Raw genomic sequence first — 16,044 nt, 5'->3', positions numbered from 1 at the left:
GCCGGGAGCGAGTCGTCCGGAGCTCATCTCCGCCCGGCGGGTTCCCGTCGCCGGGCGCAGCGGCCAGGAACTGTTTGCTGCGAGGCAGCAATGACGCCGGCCCGAGCCGTGGGAGGCGGGCGATGTTGACGCCGCGGACGGACCACCAAGGAGAGCGACCGGCCTGGGATTGCAAGATATGCGGCGAGCCGTGGCCGTGCGCCATCGCCAAAGTCGAACTCGCCGAGCAGTACCAGAACTTCCCCCACGGGCTGTCGGTCCTGCTCGGCTCGTACCTGCTCGAGGCAATCGACGACTGGGCAGCCCGGATGAGCGGGCCGCCGCCCGACCTCTACGAGCGGTTTCTCGGCTGGACCGCCCGGGAAGCCGCGACATGACCGGGCGGGCGCCGGCTGAGAACCGCAGTGGACTGTTGCATCCGCGGCTGCCACCAGTCCCGCGTAGGTGTTCTTGAACGCGCTCTTGGTCCAGGTGAGGGCGTACGCGGTCTCCGGGCTCGCGCCGTACATCGAGACGGTGATCTTGTGCGGGCGGGAGGCCCGGAAGACGTCGAGGATTTCCGGCCGGGCGAGGCGGGAACCGTTCGTCAGGACTTCGAGCATCATTCCGGCGTCGTGGGCGGCTCGGTACGCCGGTGCGAAGTGCGGGTCGATCAGGGGTTCGCCACCGGTAATCTGGAACCAGAGAACGCCCATGTCGCGCAGGGTTTCGATCAGGTGCAGCTTCTCGGGCAGGTCGAGGCCGGCGAACGGGCGGGTCTCCAGATAGCAGTGCTCGCAGGAGAAGTTGCAACCGAGGTTGATCTCCCATGAGGCGCGGCAGTAGGTCACGGGCAGCGTCGAGGGAGGCCGGACCAGTAGCGCGTCGCGAACGGGCCGGTGCCGCAGGTTCACGGTCCAGGCCTGTGCGGCGGCGTCGGCGAACCAGTCGGGCACGACGCCGTTTTGGTCGGCCAGGTCGGCGAGCATGGCGTACAGCGCGGCCGGCAGTTGCATCGCGGCAGGCTGACCGGGTCGGACGGCGACGAACTGGTCCTCTTGTGGGCTGACGATCGCCTCAAACATCCGATGCCCCTTTCGCGTCTGCTGCTTCGTCGTTCTTCGTCGGCATGGCCCTGGCCTTCGCCGCCGTTGCGCTGTCGATGACGAGATGTTCAACAGCCGTCTGCATGTCCTCGGGATCGAGTTCCAGGACGTAGCGGCCCTCGGACTTGCGGACGGAGTCGATGCTCATCCACGTGGTGCCGACCCTCGCCACGACCGGCGCGTCGACAACATTCAGCAGCAGGGCCAACACTGCCGGTCGAAGTCACGATCATCATCACCAAGCACAACATCGACGAGCTGAACGAGATGCGTGCTCTGGTACGCGACCTCGGCCTGCCTTTCAAAGAGTTCGGGTCGATCTCGCCGACCTACAGCGGCAGCGCCTCAACCCTCGACTCCCAGACGCCCGGTTACCTGGACAAGTCCGCGATCTTCCAGGGCTGCCCGGCCGGGCACACCAGCTTCCACGTCGACCCGCACGGCAACGCGACCATGTGCAAGGTCGGCAGGGAGAACCCGATCAACATCATTACCGAAGGGCCGCAAGGCCTACTGCGCCTGCCCGCGATCGCAGACGCCCAAATGCTTCGCACGGGTGGATGTTCCGGCTGCACCCTGTCGTCCACCTGCCGGGTATGCCGACCCATGGCCAAGGTCTACCAGGCGGCGAGGCACCACTGAGTCACTACTGCCAGCACGGGAACAAGGAGGAATCATGAGCCCGACCCCGGTTCAGATCACACGCCGTCCCGAGGCGACCGCCGCCCCGACATCAGTCCTGCCGCAGGCCCGCCGGTCGGAACCGGCAGGCATCGTCTTCACCACCGTCGACCAGATCTCCGCGGGCAACCAGCGCGGCTGCGGCGACGACAACCCGTACAACTGACCTATCAGCGTTCCGGACCGCCGTCGCGCCATGGGCGCGGCGGTCCGGGCACCCACCTATCCGCCGAGGACCACACACCTTGTCGCCGACACGAATCACCTACCGGCAACTGCCGGCCTCTGTCCGAGACCGCATCAGCGACGTCGTCGACCCGGTCATCACCGACGCCGACTCAGCGACCGAAGGCCTCAACAGCGCCATCGCCGCACGGTTGCACACACCCGATGGCGACTACTTTCTCAAGGCACTACCGTCCGAGCACCGCTGGGCCTGGACCCAACGGCGCGAAGCACAGATCGCACCGCACGTCGACACCGTGGGCGCCGCCCTGATCGCGCGGATCGTCGAGGACGGCTGGGACGTCCTCATCTTCGAGGCCCTCGACGGGCACCGCGCCGATTACACGCCTGACTCGAACGACCTCGGACACGTCGCCCGGCTCATCGGCCGCATCGGGGAACTGCCGTGTCCGGGCATCACACTCCGGTTGGCTGAGCAGCGACTCGCTGCCTACACCAGCGAAGGCCTGCTTCACCATTTCGCCGGCGAGAGCCTGCTGCACACCGACCTGAACCCAGCCAACGTCATCGTCGGCGACGACGAGGCCCGCATCGTCGACTGGGGCTGGGCGACGCGCGGCGCGGCATGGCTCGACGCCGCCTACTGGGTGAGCTGGCTGATCACCGCCGGCCACCGTCCCGAGCAAGCTGAATGGTGGGCAGCCCAAATCCCGGCCTGGCGAACGGCGACAATCGAGGGCGTCACTGCGTTCGCCGAAGCCAACGCGAGGATGTGGGCAGAGATCGGTGCCGGCAGCATCGATCCTTGGACACGCGGCATCGTGGCGGCCTCGGAGTTGTGGCAGCAATACCGGCAAGGCACCCACTCCACCGGCTGAGCCACGCTCAGCCCGCTTCTATTGGCCGGCGAGGAGTTGCTCGCGCCATTGCGCGAAACGTCCTCGCATCCCAGCAATCAGATCCGGAGTGGCGCCATAGGCAGCGAAGCGCCGATCCGGATACCGCGGCAACATCGCCAACAGGTCGGCCAGAACTCGGCGGTCGAATCCGGCATCGGCCTGCTCAGCAAGCTCGAGCAACTGCTCGTAGGTGTAGCGGCCCGAGATAACAGCGGCATCGACGTCGAGGAAGTCCCGCGGCTCCGCCCGGGTGAACAACGCGGACATCTTGCCGGCCACGACGTCATCGACATGCAGGACCGGTCCGACATCCATCATCACCGGCGGCAACGAACGCCAGCTCGCCGCCAGCTCCACCTTGTATGGTCCCTCCGGCCCACTGGGATCCGTTACCGCAAGCCGGGCGAAGGTCTCAAACCGCTGCGTGACCTCCACGGCATACCCGCCGGCACGATAGGCGCCGACAACGGCCTCCACCGCCGCCGCGAACTCACCGCGGCGCTCCCAAGCGGTGAAGAGATCGATGTCTTCGCTCGGCCGTTCAAGTAGGCCGTGCGCCTGAACGGCATACCCACCGGCCAGAGCGAACCCGTACCTACCAGCCACCCGAAGAGCGATCTCCGCCAGCTTGAGAAGACCCGGATCCACGCTCAGCCGGCCAGCGCCCGCGGCGGAACGGCCAGCTCAGGAAAGCGCGACTGCCAGAGCGCCCGCAACCGTGAGGGAAGCCAGAGCTCCGGCCACAGCCGGCGCAGAACTCCGCAGTCAAGCCAGCGGCACAAGTCCTCTGCCGTCGCCGCCTGGTTGAGCACGGTCTGGTACATCAACTGCCGGTCTCCGGCATCGTCCAGGTCATAGGTCGCGTCACCGGACCAGTCCAGCGACCGGTCGAGCGTCACCGTGCCGCCAACCGGGCCCCGCAGGTCAGCCAAGTTCGACGGGACGACATAGTGCCGCTGATCGGCATACCGCGATCCTGGCGGCGCACCATTCACCCCTACCATCCGACCCACCTCCCGCCTTCGATCGTACGTACACATCACGACGAACGAACGCCACGCGCCGGACTCCCCGCAACGAGGAGCCCGGCGACGCTGCCACAGCGAAGGCCGACTTGCGATCCGTCCGCCACGGTGCCGACCGGTCACCTCACCCCGGCTGGTGCACGAACGATCGCGTGACTCGAGGCATAGATCAAGTGCTATTGGTGGCCTGCGGCGAAGCATCCAGATCCGCGGTGAATACGCGGCCGAACAGCCGATCAACCGCCGGATCACCCGGCAGCGAGAAGTGCGCCGCTAAACGAACTCTTCAGCTCCGATCGGACGCGGTTCGATCACTCCCGGGTGCACCCACCCACAGGTCCAGCTCACCAGGCAACGCCGCAGCTCAAGCGGCCTGACCCCAGCCGGCAACGTGGGACGCACCAAACAGGCCACCGACACGGCTCTGGACGCACCCGGACGCAAAAGCCCTGGTCACCACGAGGACCGATAGGCCAATCCAGAACAACCGATCACCACAGGATCACCATGTCCCAAATAACGGGATCCCGGCAGGCATCCCATGGGAAACAAAAATGCCGCGACCCGCGTTTCCGCAGGTCACGGCATTTTCAGGAAGTGCGCCCGAAGGGACTCGAACCCCTAACCTTCTGATCCGTAGTCAGATGCTCTATCCATTGAGCTACGGGCGCTCTCTCAGTGCTCAGTCAGCCTACAACACCGACTTTCGCGCGGAGACTCCGGGATTCGAACCCGGGAGGGGCTTTAAAACCCCAACCGCATTAGCAGTGCGGCGCCATAGACCAGACTAGGCGAAGTCTCCCCGGTGGCCCGTGGGTCACCGAGGCTTGACAATACCGGACCCGTGGGACGTCGCACAAAGAGGGCCACTTCCGGCACACGTAAGATCTCCCTAAGGGGTCGTCAACAGGCGAAACGTCGCGGCAGGGACTAGGCTCCGTTCGATGGAGGAGAACACGCCGCCGCGCGCCCGGGATCCGCGGGCGCCGTTCGCCGCGCCCCAGCAACCGGCCTCCGCCGAGCAGCCCGCCGCCCGTTCCCGGCGTCGCGGTGCACCGCCGGCGGTTACTTTCCAGCCACCGCGTCCCGGTGCCAGTGCTGAAGGTCACTCTTCAGAGGCTGCCGCCGAACCGGCTCGCAAGAGTTCACGGCGGCCCGGCCGCCCGTCGGCGCCGGGCGCTGCCACGGTTCCTACTCAGCCGGCCCCTCCGGAGAAGCCCGCAGCGGCGGAACCGGGGCCTTCTGCCGCGAAGCCCAAGCCGGCGGCCCGCAGAGCCGGCTCGGCGGGACCTTCGGCCGGCAAGCCGGCCCCGGCCGAACCCGCAGCCGGCGGACCGCCCGCGACGGACCTGGCGGCTGGCGAATCGAGCCCGGCGGAAACCACCGCCAGCGAACCCACCGCCAGCGAACCCACCGCGACGGACTCAGCGGCCGACGGATCGAACTCGACGGAAGGCACCGCCAGCGAACCCACGGCGACGGAACCGGCGGCCAGGCCAGCCGAAGCCACCCCGGCGGTCTCGGCGACGTCGACGCCCGGAGAAGCGGCAGCGGTGCCTGCTCCGACACCAAGGCCGGCCGTCAAGAAGGCTGTCCCGGCAAAAGGTACGAAAGCGGTGAAGCAAACGAAAGCCGCACCACCCGCCAAGAAGGCCACACCGGCGAAGAGGTCCGCTCCCGCCAAGAAGGCCGTCCCGCTGGCGGAGACGACCGTCCCGCCGACAACCACGCAGGCAGCTCCCGAAGCGACCACGCCAGCAGCGCCGCAACGGGCCATGCAGGCAACCCCGCCGCCAACCGTGGAAGCTCGCCCGGAGGCCGTCACCCAGGCACGCCCGGAAACGCCCGTGCAGGCAAACACCCAAGCGAACCCGGAAACGGCCACCCAAGCAACCACGCGAACGAGCCCGGAAACGGCCACGCAGGCACGCCCGGAAGCGGCCACGCAGGTGGAAGCTACGACGACCACCGCCCGGACCGTGGCGCAAGCCGAGACGGCAACACCGCGGACTGCGGGGACTACCCGCCTGGACCCGGCCGGTCTCTGGGCTGATCTCACCGCCAACCCCGCCCAGGCACCGCGAACGCTCGCCGAAGCGGCCGTCCGCACCCTCGGACCTCAGATCCGGGAGCATGTCGGTGACCTGCGCGCCGCCTACCCGGCAGCTACCACGGAGGCGCTGACCAGGCTCACGGTGGACCGCTTCACCCGGTCTGCGGGAGTGCGGGGTGGTTTGGGGGCGATCGCTGGCCCGTACGCTCCGATCGCTGTTGCCGGCAGCGCCGCGCTCACGCATGCCGAGCTGGTGTTGCACCTGGCCGCGATTCACGGGTTGGATCCGGCGGATCCGCGCCGGGCCGACGACATCATGCTCTGCGCACCGGCGGCTGTTCCGGCGGTGGTGGCCTGGGTCGCGCTGCGGCTGATCGACCGTGCGCTGCCCGGCGCGAGCGTGGTGGGTGCCGTCCTGGGCAGCCGCACCGCGGTGGCGGCCACGGCGGCAAGGGCTCGGCGCCACTACACGGCGACGCAGGCTCAGAGCGAAACGACGCCGCAAGACCAAGACGAAACAACGCCGCAGGACCAAGACGAAACGGCGCCGCGGGACCGAAGCGGAACGACGACGGACGACTAGGGGAAGACGGGACTACACGGTCAGCCAGGACAGCCACGAGTCCGGCAACAACTGGTAGCCCACGAAAGCGCAGATGTCGAGGAGCGCGTGTGCCACGATCAGCGGCATCACGCGCTTCGTGCGCAGGAAGAACAGGGCGAAGACCACGCCCATCACCGCGTTGCCGATGAAGCCGCCGAAGCCCTGGTAGAGGTGGTACGAGCCGCGCAGGACCGCGGAGATGGCGACGATCGCCGCGATCGACAGCCGGGTCGTCCGGAGCCGGGTGATCAGGTAGCCGACCACGATCACTTCTTCGAGGATCGAGTTCTGCAGTGCGGAGAGGATCAGGACGGGCACGGCCCACCAGTACGGCTGGAGGCCGGACGGGACGATCTGCGCGTTGATCCCGAGTTGCAGGGCCGCCCAGACGAGCAGGAGGCCGGGCAGACCGATGCCGGCGGCCAGGCCGAAGCCCCAGCTCAGGTCGAAAGCGGGCCGCCGGTAGTCGATGCCGAGCTCACGGGTGGGTGAGATGCGGTCGCGCATCAGCAGGTACAGCGCCAGCGCCACCGGGACCAGCGCGAAGAAGATGCCGAGCAGCTGGTAGGTCAGGTCCAGGTAGGGCCGGGCCGACTGGGTGGGGTTGAGGGTGGCGGTCTGCTGGGCGAGCGGCCGGTCGGCGGTGAGTTTGGCCGTCAGCGAGACGATCGCATAGACCGCGGACTGTCCGAGGGACAGCAGCAGGACGATGACGATCTCGGCGGTGTACGCCGGGCGGGTGGTCTGCTGCCGGTCCTCGAGTGTCACCCGGCAACTTTACGGCAGGCATGGACGGCCCCGATCGGGCAAAGCGCCGCGCCGGGAGCGGTGACGAGTCGCACTACGCGTGCGTCGTGTTCCCGACTGTGCTGACCACCCTGAATGCATGGGAGACCTCGCACGCTTGCTCAAGGAGAGCTGGAGTCTCGTCGAGGAACATCAGGACAAGGTCGCCGGCTATTTCTACGCACGGATGTTCCTGTCGCACCCGGATCTGCGTGATCTGTTTCCGGTGCACATGGACGTGCAGCGGGCCCGCCTGCTGAACGCGATCGTGACCTCGGTGCAGACGCTCGAGGATCCGGAGCGGTTCGGCGAGTACCTGCGCGCGCTGGGCCGCGATCACCGCAAGTTCCACGTGGAACCAGAACACTACGAGGTCGTGGGTGGTGCGCTGATCGAGGCGATGCGGGCTTTCGCGGGCGAGCAATGGAGCATCGAGTACGACCAGGCCTGGGCTGACGCCTACGCGGTGATCGCCTCGAAGATGCTGGCCGGCGCCGAGGCGGACGAGAATCCACCCTACTGGTACGCCGAGGTGGTGGCGCACGAGCGACGTGCCAAGGACATCGCGGTCTTCACGGTGCTGCCGATGCAGCCGCTGGAGTACCGCGCCGGGCAGTACCTGAGCATCGAGTGCTCGAAGTACCAGCCGCGGCTGTGGCGCACCTATTCACCGGCGAACGCGCCGCGGCGCGACAACACCATCGATTTCCATGTGCGTGCGGTCGGCGCCGGGTGGGTTTCCAGTGCACTGGTACGCCGGCTCCAGGTCGGCGACATGATCAAAGTGGCCGCACCGATGGGGTCGATGACCCTGGACCGCCGTTCCACCCGGGACGCGGTGTTCGTGGCTGGCGGCACCGGCCTGGCGCCGATCAAGTCGCTGCTCGAGGAGCTGACCCGGTACAACCGGACCCGCTGGGTGCACGTCTTCTTCGGCGCACGGACCCGGGAGGACCTGTACGACCTGGCCGACCTCAATCGGCTGGCAGCTCGTTATCCCTGGCTGTCGGTGGTGACCGCGTGCAGCGACGATCCGACCTTCCCCGGCGAGCAGGGCGAGATCTCGGACGTGGTGGCCCGGTACGGCCCGTGGCAGGAACACGACTTCTTCGTCTCCGGAGCGGGCGGCATGGTTCGGTCCACTCTGAAGAAGCTCGCCGAGTTGCAGGTGCCGTCGGTGCGCATAAAGTACGACAGTTTCAACGAGTAAGTCAGTAATCCCAGGGCCGGCCGGTCTGCTGGTACTGCGCGACGGGGACCAGGTTGGCGTCGGGGTCCATCCGATCCACGTACAGCCGGCCTTCGAGGTGATCGATCTCGTGACTGATCAGCCGGGCCAGGGCGCGATCGAACCTGGTGACGACCCTGGTCCCGTCGAACCTGGCGTGTTCCACGTCGATCCGCAGCGGCCGGGACACCAGGCCGCGGTAGTCGAAGAAGGAGAGGCAGCCCTCGTACTGCTCGTCGCACTCGATGGATTCGCCGACGACGCGGGGGTTGAGCAGGACGACGGGTTCGGCCTCGTACTCGGGTGGCTGCACGACGGCGGCCGCCACCGGCACGCCGACCTGTGGCGCGGCCAGGCCGACACCTTTGCTGAACTCGTGCAGGTCCTGGAGGCGGCCGAGGGAGGTAAGCAGCCGGGTGACGGTCTCCTGGGCGGCTTCACCCTCGCGGGGCAGCTGGAAGTGCCGGGCCCGCTGCCGCAGCAGGTGGGATCCGCGCTGGATGATGCCGATGCCGCGCATCCGGTGCGACGCACGTGGCAGGGTCGGCTCCGGCGGCCCGGTTTCGTCGTAGATCGGAGCGTCGGCGCCTCGGTACCGCCATTCCAGCCGGTACCTGGCGTTGAGCAGGGGCGCGTCGGTGGACCATTCGAAGATGGCGCGACCTCCCTCGGTGCGGCGTTCCAACGGGGTACGGACGGGCACCTCGGCGGCGAGGGACACCTCCACCCCCCAGACCTGGGGTTCGAAGCTCTCCGGGAAGTTCAGCCGGACGGTCAGGGAGCGGGTGGGCAGGCGGACGGCCCGCTGGAACCACTGCCCCCATTTCTCCTCGCCGACCGTGTACGCGTACTCGATGACCGTCCGTTCGCCCGGGTAGAGCGGGAACTGGCCGCGGTCGTTCGCGAAGAGCAGCCAGATCTCCTTGGCGGCGTCCCGGTCGAGCTTGACCCGCCACTGCATCGGCTCGGCGGCCATCCCCTCGCCGGCCAGCGCGTGCACGTTCATCTCGTCGAAGGTGAGCGGATGCTCGCGGTGGTGGCGGTTGGAACCGGCCGGGTCGTGCGGGTAACGATCCACGGCGATCTTCACCAGATAGCGGGTAACCGGCTCGACCCCGGCGTTGTAGAGCGCACGGCGGACCACACAGCGGTAGGCTCCGTCGGTGTACGCCAGTTCGGCGATCTCCTGCTCGACGACCAGTCCGGTCCCGGGCGGCAGCCACTGGACCGGCACCGGCGGATCCCGGTGCAGGGCCGAGCCGCGGGCGTGACGGAGTTCGTCGTACTCCTGGAAGCGTTGCCAGATCATGCCGCCGGCACCGAGCACCGCCTCGGCACGGCGGGCGAAGTCCTCGGTGGGCTTGTGTCGCCGGCCCTCGACGTGGCTGACATAGGAGGGATCGAAACCCATCCGCGCAGCAAGCTGCTTCTTTGTCATCCCGCGCTCGACCCGCCATTGCGCAAGCGCCGTAACGAACTGATCTGCGGCCCGTTCAATGGGCGAGGTGGTCATCACGGATGTCCCCTTCGCGACGGCAAGTTCAGTGTCGCCGGGACTCGGGGCCGCAAGACGTTAGTAGCGCGTTGCCGACAAATGCCTTGACTAATCCATCCGGGCAGCAACGCTACGTAAAGTGATTCTCGCTGAGGGTATTCGCCCGAAAGATCCCGCTAGTTGCTGTGGTTAGGCTACCCTTAACCGGGTACGGTGGGTTGCCTTGGAGCTCTTCCGATCCAGCCGGCGAGGAGATTGCGGTGACTCAGCGACGAGTGTCGCCGCGGGCAGGTGAACGCCCGTGACAAGCACCCTGGAGCTCGCCGGTTCGCGCCTCGCCGATCAGCCGCTCGCGCCGGTGACCGCCACGCTCCGCGCCATGTTCGGCACCAGCACCGAGATCCCCGGCCTGGCCCCCGACCTGGTGGTCCCCGACCTCGCCGGCTGGACGCCTGCCGCCCGGCTCACCGACGTCCACCTGGACACCCTGCTCGGCAACGCCACCCGCCGGTGGAACGCACAGCCGCACGCCGCCGCCGCGCTCGCCTGGAAGGCGTACACCTACTGGCTCACCCTCCCGGCCGTTCTCGGCTGGGCCTCCGCGCGCCGCGTCCCGCTGCTCACCGCCACCGACGCGGTCATGCACTTCGACGACCCGCGGCCGCTCGTCACCCTCGGCGTGCGGCCGGCCACCACCGTGGCGGTGCTGCCCGGCGACCCGCTCGCGCTGACCGGTCACCCGCACGTGCGCGTCGTCGCCGACGAGGACGCGTTGCTGGCCGAGTTCCGCCGGGCGGTCTACGACGAGCACCTCGGCCCACTGCTCGACGCCATCCACGGCCAGGTGCGTCTCGGCAAGCGCACCCTGCTCGGCTCGCTCGCGTCGGGCATCGCCTACGGCGTGCTGCGCTCGGCGGACGCCCTGCCCGGCTCCTCGGCGGAGAGCATCGACCGGCTCCTCGGCGTCCTGGGCGTCCGCGACCTGATCGAGCTCTACCCCGGCCGGCACGGCAAGCTGGATGTCCGGCGCAAGACCTGCTGCCTGGCCTTCACCCTGCCCAAGCCGAAGGTCTGCCCCGGCTGCTGCATCAAGTAAGGCTCACCCGAGCATCTCGAGCGTGACCCACTTGTCGGGTTCGGCCTTCACCAACGCTTTGCCATAGACGCAGAGGCCGTTGTGCAGCTCGCTTCTCGCCTCGACCCGGAACTCTATGACGTTGACCCCGACCCGGAGCTTCTCCACGGCAAACCTCCACTCGTGAAGTTCGCCTTCGCCGTCCTTGGGCGAGACCCGCTGCACGTTGAGCTCATGACCGTTGATGATCACCGTGGCATCGGACTGCTGACTGCCTTTGCGGTGCTGGCGACTGTCGGAGGACAGGTAAGCGCTCAAACCTGCCGTCGATCCGACGACCCGGTCGATGCGAACCTCGTACCTGATCGACCCCGCGCCAGCCCCATGAACGTACTCATTGGCGAACCCGTTCTTGAGCAGCTCGGACCCGGTCTCGTACACCGGCCCGGCGAGGGACCACTCGCTGCTCGACGCCTCATAACTGGCGGGGTCGATCCGTACGCGCAGCGCTTCCGGCGTCGTACTCGCGCGGATGGCAGGGAGGATAGCCAGCGGGATGGAAAGGATCAGCGTCAGGACGACAGCAGCCCAGAAGCCTTGTTGGAGGATGGCCCCGGCTCGCGACCTCATGGGACTCGCACGGCCGCCCTGCGGGCATGACTCGTCGTTGCCCTCAGCGCTCGACCCGCAACCGGGATCGGAACTCGCCTGGCTTCCGTCGGCCCCGCTGTTCTTGACACCCCAGAATATGGAGGCGGCGGCACACGGGCCGGCCAGGAGCCACCACTTCGCGTCGGCGGTCGCATAGTTGATCAATGCGGTGGTGAGAACGGAGAGAACGCCTCCCGCGACGGCCACGTGGCCGAGTCGAGGTAACCGCAGATGCGGCACTTGTGGCCCCTTCCCGCCGCGTCAGTCGCCCAGGTGACGGCGGCGCCCACCCTCCGAACGAAACCCTTCGATGCCTTGGGGCGCGGGGAGGACACTGCCTCCTCCCTGAACGACGAGAGCCCCGGCATGGTTACGCACATCCATGCCGGGGCGGGCCTGTCCGGCTACTTCATGCCGATCGCGGTGACCATCGCGTCCGGGTTGTCGACGAGCGCCCGCACGTCCCACATCCACACCCCGCCGGTCCAGGTGGGACGGAAACCGATCAGCTCAGAGAAGGTCCGCAGCATCTCGATGTCCCGGGCCTGCGGGGTCAGCACGACCACGCCGGCCTTCCAGAAACGCAGGTCGGCCAGGGTCATCTCGCGCCGGGTGTCGGTGATCTCCGGGATCGGGTTGCCCTGCCGGATCGACGCCATCAGGCCGCTGGTGGGACGCCACGGCGGGGAGAAGATCGCGGTCCGGTCGTCCGGGTTGCGCGGATCCTGGTTGGGCAGCAGCGCGTACGCCCCGGCGATGCGCATGTCGTGCCCGGTGTACGCCGTCCAGCGCAGCGGGTCCGGGTAGCTGGAGTCCGGCAGCGGCAGCGCGACGAGCGTGTGGTTGTCGTCGACGTACTGCTTCCAGGCGCCGGTGGTCACGAACTCGGGCACCGGGTCCATCGGCGTGGTCTGCAGCGGGGTCGGCGCGAGCGGGACGAGGGCCATCGCCACCGCGGTGATCATCGCGACGCGGACCGGGCCCCGGCTCTGCGGCTGGGTCCGGACCATGTCGACGGCCCGCTGCACGCCGAGGGCGAGCAGGATGCCGACCATCGGCGCGATAGCCATCGCCCAGCGGGTCGGCACGGCCGAGTTGAGGATCGGCACGCTGTGCAGGAGCGACCAGAGGCCGGGGATGCCGGTGTTCACGCCGTTGACGTAGACGCGCGGCCCGAGCGACATCGCGGCGAAGAGCACGGCGACACCGCCGAGGATCAGGACCGCGGGGGTACGCCGCATCCACACGAGCAGGCCCACGAAGAGGACGATCAGGCCCCACCCGAAGAACGCGTTCTCCTCCGCCGGGTTCTGCGAGAGGCCGGCCGCCACCGCCTCGTTGCCGGCCACCGACCGGCTCGCGTACGCCGTGAAGGAGGCCAGGTCGGCGCCGAAGTGCCGGACGAACTCGGCGAGCCCGTGGTAGCTCTGCGGTCCGAAGAACTGCACGCTCAGCGGGTAGGCGAGCGCGGCGAGGGTGACAGCCGCGGTGACGCCGAGGCCGCGCAGGAACGTCAGCACCTCGCCGCGGTGGGTCCTGCGCCGCAGGATCGCCATGACCACGCAGAAGATGCCGACACCGACCGCGGTCATGAAGAGGATCTCGAGGTTGATGAACGCCTGCCAGATCAGCAGCCCGGCGAGGATCAGCCCGTTGCGCGTCGCCCGGCGCGGCGCCCGCAGCTCCAGGGTGCGCCAGATGATCAGCGGCACGAGGAACTGCGACACGATGTTCGGGTGGCCGCCGGCGTGCGACACCATGCTCGGCGCGAAGGTGCAGAAGAGCGCGCCCACCCACGCGGCCAGCCGGGATGACACGAACCGGCGCGAGAGCACCAGATACCACGAAGTACCGGTTAGTGCCAATGCGCCGGTGAGAAATACGTTGAACGACACATGCGGGCCGAACAGGAGAGTGATCGGCGTCAGTGGCACGGAAACGGCCAACACGGAGGTGTTGGCCATCATGTTCACCCCGTCGGGGTAATTCAGGCGGTCCGAGAAGAACGGATAGACGCCATCCGTGAGCACGCGGGCACCGTGCGCCAGCATCCACTCGAAGAATGCCTGATCTTGTGGATCATCACGTAACTCATGATCGAGATTGAGCCACAACGGCGCGGTGACGAAGAGGGCAACGGCAAGGAAACTGCCGATGGCGCACACGTCACGCCAGGACAGCACGCGCCACGGCAGGCGGCGCGGAGCAGGGCGTATCTCCTGCTCCTCGGTCCTTTCCACGGTGGGCGCGGCAGCCGCCGGCGCACCAGCCCGCACTTCGCCCTCAAGGGCGATCAGCTCCGCGTCCAGGTCGTCGGCGGCGGTCACCTGGCGGGACGGGAGAACGTTCTCGCCGGTCGACTGGCCTGTCGAGTCAAAACCCGTAATCGTCATAGCATCGGCGAGCCTAACCGAGGTTCGGAAGAGTTCCGCAGTGTGCGGCCGATGCGTGATAGAGCCGATATGTACGCGTGTTTTCCGCGTGCTCCCGGAGTGTCCATACCCAGGAAGCTTTCAGCCGGTAACCCGTACGAGTGTCCCATCGCCCTATGTCTCAATCAGGCCAAAAAATCAGGGCCGACCCGTGCTCAACTTTCGGATAGGCGCGTCAAGTGGTTAACTTCTCCGGTCCCGCTGTCAGCTCAGATCGGCAAGATGAGGGAACCTCACCTATGGCAGACATCACTGGAGACCAGCGGATCCAGTCCGAAGTGCTCGAAGGCCTCGCAACGGCCGTGAACCACCGCCGGTGGTTCGTCGAGCTCGCGCTCCCGTACCTCGGGGACAACCCGATCGAGATCGGTAGCGGCCTCGGTGACTACGCGATCGAGTGGTCGGAGCACCTCCCGCGGTTCACCGCGACCGAGGCCGACCCCGACCGTCTCGTCCTGCTCAAGGAGCGGATGGCGGAGTACCCGAACATCGATGTGAAGCAGATGCTCCTGCCCGCCTCCGAGGCGAACGGGGAGTACAGCGCCGCCGTGTCGTACAACGTTCTCGAACACATCGAGGACCACGTCGGTGCCCTGCGCAGCATGAAGGAACTGGTCCGCCCCGGCGGCCGAGTGATCATCATCGTGCCGGCGTTCATGTTCGCGATGAGCCAGGTCGACATCGCGACCGGCCACATCCGGCGCTACACCAAGAAGACCCTCTCGGCCGCGTTCGTCGACGCCGGCCTGGAGATCGAGAAGATCCACTACGCGAACGCCCTGGGCCTGATCGGCTACTACGGCGCCACCAGCATCTTCAAGCTGGCGCCGAAGGAAGGCCCGATGGTCAAGGTCTACGACTCGGTGGTCCTCCCGGTGACCAAGGCCGCCGAGCGGATCGTCAAGCCGCCGTTCGGCCAGTCGGTCTTCTGCGTCGCCCGGGTGCCGCGCTGACTCGTACCCCTGCGGGGTGTGAAGCACGAGCACGTGAAAGGCCGCCGGCGAGCCGGCGGCCTTTTCGTGTCCTCAGCTTTGTCGTGCCCGCCGGTCAGCCGCGGACCTGGAACGTCGGGCGCAGGGTGGCCCGGGCCAGCGTGTGGAAGGCGAGGTTGAAGCCGACGTACGCCGGGGAGGCGTCCGGCGTCACCTCGAGGCGATCCACGTCGATCGCGTGGACCGCGAAGACGTACCGGTGGGTGCGATCGCCGGGCGGCGGCGCGGCACCACCGTAGTTCTGCTCGCCGTAGTCGTTGCGGACGCAGAACGCGCCCTCCGGCAGCGGGTCGACGCCGCGGTCCAGCGAGGTCACCGAGACCGGCAGGTTGACGAGCACCCAGTGCCAGAAGCCGCTGCCCGTCGGGGCGTCCGGGTCGAAGCACGTCACGACGAACCCGCGGGTCTCGGCCGGGAAGCCGGACCAGGACAACTGCGGCGACAGGTTCTTCCCGCCGACGCTGGTGTGCGCGAACAACTCGTCGAGCGGCTGCCCGTCCGTCACGTCCGTGCTGGTCACCGCGAAGGACGGGACCTGTGGCAAGAGATCGTACGGATCGGGAGCCGTGGCGCGGTCAAGACTCATGAAGGCCTCCGGCGGCGTGGTGAGCAACTGGTCAGGTTTTCCCACGATCGCCTGAGATTAACCGTCCGACGTCACAGGCGTCTTTCGTCCGCATTGCGGCGCCCTGTCACTCGACCGGGTAAACGCACAGGTGGTGCGCATGGCTTGAGGCGTCCCGGGTCATGCTTCTGTCAGACATCCGACCGGGTGCGTGCGGCAGAGATCCCCGCGCCCGGTGGTGATCGAGCGAGTGGGCACCCGCCAAGTGGCGGGTGCCCGCTGCTGTC

The 16,044-nt window shown here is 67.8% G+C and carries 17 protein-coding genes and 2 tRNA genes; 7 read left to right on the top strand and 12 right to left on the bottom strand.

Annotated elements, in window-relative coordinates; genetic code table 11:
* Positions 1–23: 23 nt before the first annotated feature.
* On the bottom strand, positions 24–1,064 hold the full coding sequence (locus LPA41_RS00510; protein WP_229067429.1) for a radical SAM protein: 1,041 nt from the start codon (positions 1,062–1,064) through the stop codon (positions 24–26).
* A complete protein-coding gene (locus LPA41_RS00505) occupies positions 1,057–1,296 on the bottom strand; it encodes a hypothetical protein (RefSeq protein ID WP_229067428.1) in 240 nt (79 codons plus the stop codon). The genes LPA41_RS00510 and LPA41_RS00505 overlap by 8 nt, the downstream gene beginning before the upstream one ends.
* A 56-nt stretch (positions 1,297–1,352) precedes the next feature.
* Between LPA41_RS00505 and LPA41_RS00500 the strand changes: the two genes are divergently transcribed.
* The 3 genes from LPA41_RS00500 to LPA41_RS00490 all read left to right on the top strand — a co-directional run bounded on the left by LPA41_RS00500 (position 1,353) and on the right by LPA41_RS00490 (position 2,830).
* Positions 1,353–1,727 (top strand): hypothetical protein, encoded by a 375-nt coding sequence (locus LPA41_RS00500; protein WP_229067427.1) that lies wholly within the window; start codon positions 1,353–1,355, stop codon positions 1,725–1,727.
* Between the two features lie 34 nt (positions 1,728–1,761).
* Positions 1,762–1,932: a hypothetical protein gene (locus tag LPA41_RS00495; protein WP_229067426.1), complete on the top strand. Its 171-nt coding sequence runs from the start codon at positions 1,762–1,764 to the stop codon at positions 1,930–1,932.
* A 79-nt stretch (positions 1,933–2,011) separates the two neighbouring features.
* Positions 2,012–2,830, top strand: coding sequence for a phosphotransferase (locus LPA41_RS00490; protein WP_229067425.1), 819 nt, complete (start codon positions 2,012–2,014; stop codon positions 2,828–2,830).
* Positions 2,831–2,848: 18 nt separating this feature from the next.
* Here LPA41_RS00490 and LPA41_RS00485 read toward each other — a convergent pair whose 3' ends face one another.
* The 5 genes from LPA41_RS00485 to LPA41_RS00465 form a co-directional block, all read right to left on the bottom strand.
* Positions 2,849–3,499, bottom strand: coding sequence for a nucleotidyl transferase AbiEii/AbiGii toxin family protein (locus LPA41_RS00485; RefSeq protein WP_229067424.1), 651 nt, complete (start codon positions 3,497–3,499; stop codon positions 2,849–2,851).
* Between the two features lie 2 nt (positions 3,500–3,501).
* Positions 3,502–3,750: a hypothetical protein gene (locus LPA41_RS00480; RefSeq protein WP_229067423.1), complete on the bottom strand. Its 249-nt coding sequence runs from the start codon at positions 3,748–3,750 to the stop codon at positions 3,502–3,504.
* Positions 3,751–4,474: 724 nt separating this feature from the next.
* A tRNA-Arg gene (locus LPA41_RS00475) sits at positions 4,475–4,547 on the bottom strand.
* A 40-nt stretch (positions 4,548–4,587) separates the two neighbouring features.
* Positions 4,588–4,678 (bottom strand) — tRNA-Ser (locus LPA41_RS00470).
* Positions 4,679–5,071: 393 nt separating this feature from the next.
* Positions 5,072–5,605 (bottom strand): hypothetical protein, encoded by a 534-nt coding sequence (locus tag LPA41_RS00465; RefSeq protein ID WP_229067422.1) that lies wholly within the window; start codon positions 5,603–5,605, stop codon positions 5,072–5,074.
* 46 nt (positions 5,606–5,651) lie between these two features.
* On the opposite strand from LPA41_RS00465, the gene LPA41_RS00460 reads away from it, so the two are divergent.
* Positions 5,652–6,512, top strand: coding sequence for a hypothetical protein (locus LPA41_RS00460; protein ID WP_229067421.1), 861 nt, complete (start codon positions 5,652–5,654; stop codon positions 6,510–6,512).
* A 12-nt stretch (positions 6,513–6,524) separates the two neighbouring features.
* Here the strand turns inward: LPA41_RS00460 and LPA41_RS00455 are convergent, their stop codons facing one another.
* The gene (locus LPA41_RS00455) at positions 6,525–7,301 is read right to left on the bottom strand and encodes a CPBP family intramembrane glutamic endopeptidase (protein ID WP_229067420.1); all 777 of its coding nucleotides are present in this window, start codon (positions 7,299–7,301) and stop codon (positions 6,525–6,527) included.
* 118 nt (positions 7,302–7,419) lie between these two features.
* On the opposite strand from LPA41_RS00455, the gene LPA41_RS00450 reads away from it, so the two are divergent.
* Entirely contained in the window at positions 7,420–8,529 is a 1,110-nt protein-coding gene (locus LPA41_RS00450; RefSeq protein ID WP_229067419.1) for a globin domain-containing protein, read from the top strand.
* Position 8,530: 1 nt separating this feature from the next.
* On the opposite strand, the gene LPA41_RS00445 is transcribed toward LPA41_RS00450, so the two are convergent.
* The gene (locus tag LPA41_RS00445) at positions 8,531–10,060 is read right to left on the bottom strand and encodes a peptide deformylase (RefSeq protein ID WP_229067418.1); all 1,530 of its coding nucleotides are present in this window, start codon (positions 10,058–10,060) and stop codon (positions 8,531–8,533) included.
* Between the two features lie 361 nt (positions 10,061–10,421).
* Between LPA41_RS00445 and LPA41_RS00440 the strand changes: the two genes are divergently transcribed.
* The gene (locus tag LPA41_RS00440) at positions 10,422–11,138 is read left to right on the top strand and encodes a hypothetical protein (RefSeq protein ID WP_229068075.1); all 717 of its coding nucleotides are present in this window, start codon (positions 10,422–10,424) and stop codon (positions 11,136–11,138) included.
* Between the two features lie 3 nt (positions 11,139–11,141).
* On the opposite strand, the gene LPA41_RS00435 is transcribed toward LPA41_RS00440, so the two are convergent.
* Positions 11,142–11,975 carry a hypothetical protein gene (locus LPA41_RS00435; RefSeq protein ID WP_229067417.1) on the bottom strand — a complete coding sequence of 278 codons (834 nt, stop codon included), beginning with the start codon at positions 11,973–11,975 and terminating at the stop codon, positions 11,142–11,144.
* Positions 11,976–12,172: 197 nt separating this feature from the next.
* The gene (locus tag LPA41_RS00430) at positions 12,173–14,065 is read right to left on the bottom strand and encodes a hypothetical protein (protein WP_374238100.1); all 1,893 of its coding nucleotides are present in this window, start codon (positions 14,063–14,065) and stop codon (positions 12,173–12,175) included.
* A gap of 374 nt (positions 14,066–14,439) precedes the next feature.
* Here LPA41_RS00430 and LPA41_RS00425 point away from each other — a divergent pair, with 374 nt between their 5' ends.
* On the top strand, positions 14,440–15,153 hold the full coding sequence (locus LPA41_RS00425) for a bifunctional 2-polyprenyl-6-hydroxyphenol methylase/3-demethylubiquinol 3-O-methyltransferase UbiG (protein ID WP_229067415.1): 714 nt from the start codon (positions 14,440–14,442) through the stop codon (positions 15,151–15,153).
* 94 nt (positions 15,154–15,247) lie between these two features.
* Here the strand turns inward: LPA41_RS00425 and LPA41_RS00420 are convergent, their stop codons facing one another.
* Positions 15,248–15,778: a YbhB/YbcL family Raf kinase inhibitor-like protein gene (locus tag LPA41_RS00420; RefSeq protein WP_229068073.1), complete on the bottom strand. Its 531-nt coding sequence runs from the start codon at positions 15,776–15,778 to the stop codon at positions 15,248–15,250.
* Between the last annotated feature and the right edge of the window lie 266 nt (positions 15,779–16,044).

Source organism: Actinoplanes sp. DH11, from assembly GCF_020873875.1.
In the GTDB taxonomy this organism is placed as follows: Bacteria; Actinomycetota; Actinomycetes; order Mycobacteriales; family Micromonosporaceae; genus Actinoplanes.
Note: the sequence above shows the minus strand (reverse complement) of the source record. Positions and strands in the feature narration are given on the sequence as shown.

Bases quoted from the DNA above. Each gene is read 5' to 3' on its own strand.
- LPA41_RS00510 (WP_229067429.1), bottom strand. From the start codon at position 1,064: ATGTTTGAGGCGATCGTCAGCCCACAAGAGGACCAGTTCGTCGCCGTC.
- LPA41_RS00500 (WP_229067427.1), top strand. From the start codon at position 1,353: ATGCGTGCTCTGGTACGCGACCTCGGCCTGCCTTTCAAAGAGTTCGGG.
- LPA41_RS00495 (WP_229067426.1), top strand. From the start codon at position 1,762: ATGAGCCCGACCCCGGTTCAGATCACACGCCGTCCCGAGGCGACCGCC.
- LPA41_RS00460 (WP_229067421.1), top strand. From the start codon at position 5,652: ATGCAGGCAACCCCGCCGCCAACCGTGGAAGCTCGCCCGGAGGCCGTC.
- LPA41_RS00450 (WP_229067419.1), top strand. From the start codon at position 7,420: ATGGGAGACCTCGCACGCTTGCTCAAGGAGAGCTGGAGTCTCGTCGAG.
- LPA41_RS00445 (WP_229067418.1), bottom strand. From the start codon at position 10,060: ATGACCACCTCGCCCATTGAACGGGCCGCAGATCAGTTCGTTACGGCG.
- LPA41_RS00440 (WP_229068075.1), top strand. From the start codon at position 10,422: ATGTTCGGCACCAGCACCGAGATCCCCGGCCTGGCCCCCGACCTGGTG.
- LPA41_RS00425 (WP_229067415.1), top strand. From the start codon at position 14,440: ATGGCAGACATCACTGGAGACCAGCGGATCCAGTCCGAAGTGCTCGAA.
- LPA41_RS00420 (WP_229068073.1), bottom strand. From the start codon at position 15,778: ATGAGTCTTGACCGCGCCACGGCTCCCGATCCGTACGATCTCTTGCCA.